The sequence below is a fragment of the Streptococcus sp. HMSC072C09 genome (genome assembly GCF_001813105.1).
In the GTDB taxonomy this organism is placed as follows: Bacteria; Bacillota; Bacilli; order Lactobacillales; family Streptococcaceae; genus Streptococcus.
In genome coordinates, this window is the sequence record NZ_KV811491.1 from 1 (window position 1) to 2,500 (window position 2,500).

1 tRNA gene and 2 rRNA genes (1 of these 3 cut by a window edge) are annotated in these 2,500 nt (G+C 50.9%); all 3 read left to right on the forward strand.

From position 1 onward, the window contains the following. Positions 1-1,317 (forward strand): 16S ribosomal RNA (locus tag HMPREF2893_RS03740); the annotation flags it as partial. 53 nt (positions 1,318-1,370) lie between these two features. Beyond that, a tRNA-Ala gene (locus HMPREF2893_RS03745) sits at positions 1,371-1,443 on the forward strand. Between the two features lie 123 nt (positions 1,444-1,566). After that, positions 1,567-2,500 (forward strand): 23S ribosomal RNA (locus tag HMPREF2893_RS03750) (its annotated part continues 1,857 nt past the right edge of the window); the annotation flags it as partial.

Below are 2,500 nucleotides of genomic sequence, written 5' to 3' on the forward strand. Positions count from 1 at the left end.
AGATGGACCTGCGTTGTATTAGCTAGTTGGTGAGGTAACGGCTCACCAAGGCGACGATACATAGCCGACCTGAGAGGGTGATCGGCCACACTGGGACTGAGACACGGCCCAGACTCCTACGGGAGGCAGCAGTAGGGAATCTTCGGCAATGGGGGCAACCCTGACCGAGCAACGCCGCGTGAGTGAAGAAGGTTTTCGGATCGTAAAGCTCTGTTGTAAGAGAAGAACGAGTGTGAGAGTGGAAAGTTCACACTGTGACGGTAACTTACCAGAAAGGGACGGCTAACTACGTGCCAGCAGCCGCGGTAATACGTAGGTCCCGAGCGTTATCCGGATTTATTGGGCGTAAAGCGAGCGCAGGCGGTTAGATAAGTCTGAAGTTAAAGGCTGTGGCTTAACCATAGTACGCTTTGGAAACTGTTTAACTTGAGTGCAGAAGGGGAGAGTGGAATTCCATGTGTAGCGGTGAAATGCGTAGATATATGGAGGAACACCGGTGGCGAAAGCGGCTCTCTGGTCTGTAACTGACGCTGAGGCTCGAAAGCGTGGGGAGCAAACAGGATTAGATACCCTGGTAGTCCACGCCGTAAACGATGAGTGCTAGGTGTTGGGTCCTTTCCGGGACTCAGTGCCGCAGCTAACGCATTAAGCACTCCGCCTGGGGAGTACGACCGCAAGGTTGAAACTCAAAGGAATTGACGGGGGCCCGCACAAGCGGTGGAGCATGTGGTTTAATTCGAAGCAACGCGAAGAACCTTACCAGGTCTTGACATCCCTCTGACCGCTCTAGAGATAGAGTTTTCCTTCGGGACAGAGGTGACAGGTGGTGCATGGTTGTCGTCAGCTCGTGTCGTGAGATGTTGGGTTAAGTCCCGCAACGAGCGCAACCCCTATTGTTAGTTGCCATCATTGAGTTGGGCACTCTAGCGAGACTGCCGGTAATAAACCGGAGGAAGGTGGGGATGACGTCAAATCATCATGCCCCTTATGACCTGGGCTACACACGTGCTACAATGGCTGGTACAACGAGTCGCGAGTCGGTGACGGCAAGCTAATCTCTTAAAGCCAGTCTCAGTTCGGATTGTAGGCTGCAACTCGCCTACATGAAGTCGGAATCGCTAGTAATCGCGGATCAGCACGCCGCGGTGAATACGTTCCCGGGCCTTGTACACACCGCCCGTCACACCACGAGAGTTTGTAACACCCGAAGTCGGTGAGGTAACCGTAAGGAGCCAGCCGCCTAAGGTGGGATAGATGATTGGGGTGAAGTCGTAACAAGGTAGCCGTATCGGAAGGTGCGGCTGGATCACCTCCTTTCTAAGGAAATGGAAACCTGTACGTTGGTCTTGTTTAGTTTTGAGAGGTCTTGTGGGGCCTTAGCTCAGCTGGGAGAGCGCCTGCTTTGCACGCAGGAGGTCAGCGGTTCGATCCCGCTAGGCTCCATTAACACTGTAAGGGTGTTAAGATTGAACATTGAAAATTGAATATCTATATCAAATAGTAACAAGAAAATAAACCGAAACGCTGTAAATATTTAAAGAGTTTAGGTCGCAAGACCAAAAATAAGGTTAAGTTAATAAGGGCGCACGGTGGATGCCTTGGCACTAGAAGCCGAAGAAGGACGTGACAAACGACGAAATGCTTTGGGGAGCTGTAAGTGAGCGACGATCCAGAGATGTCCGAATGGGGGAACCCACTAGCTAATGGCTAGTACTCCTATCTGTTAAGGATAGGTAGAGGAAGACGCAGTGAACTGAAACATCTAAGTAGCTGCAGGAAGAGAAAGCAAAAGCGATTGCCTGAGTAGCGGCGAGCGAAACGGCAGGAGGGCAAACCGAAGAGTTTACTCTTCGGGGTTGTAGGACTGCAATGTGGATTTAAAGATTATAGAAGAATGACATGGGAAGGTCAGCCAAAGAGAGTAAGAGCCTCGTATTCGAAATAGTCTTTATACCTAGCAGTATCCTGAGTACGGCGGGACACGAGAAATCCCGTCGGAATCTGGGAGGACCATCTCCCAACCCTAAATACTCTCTAGTGACCGATAGTGAACCAGTACCGTGAGGGAAAGGTGAAAAGCACCCCGGGAGGGGAGTGAAATAGAACCTGAAACCGTGTGCCTACAACAAGTTCGAGCCCGTTAATGGGTGAGAGCGTGCCTTTTGTAGAATGAACCGGCGAGTTACGATATGATGCGAGGTTAAGTTGAAGAGACGGAGCCGTAGGGAAACCGAGTCTGAATAGGGCGTCTTAGTATTATGTCGTAGACCCGAAACCATGTGACCTACCCATGAGCAGGTTGAAGGTGAGGTAAAACTCACTGGAGGACCGAACCAGGGCACGTTGAAAAGTGCTTGGATGACTTGTGGGTAGCGGAGAAATTCCAAACGAACTTGGAGATAGCTGGTTCTCTCCGAAATAGCTTTAGGGCTAGCGTCGACATTAAGATTCTTGGAGGTAGAGCACTGTTTGGGTGAGGGGTCCATCCCGGATTACCAAT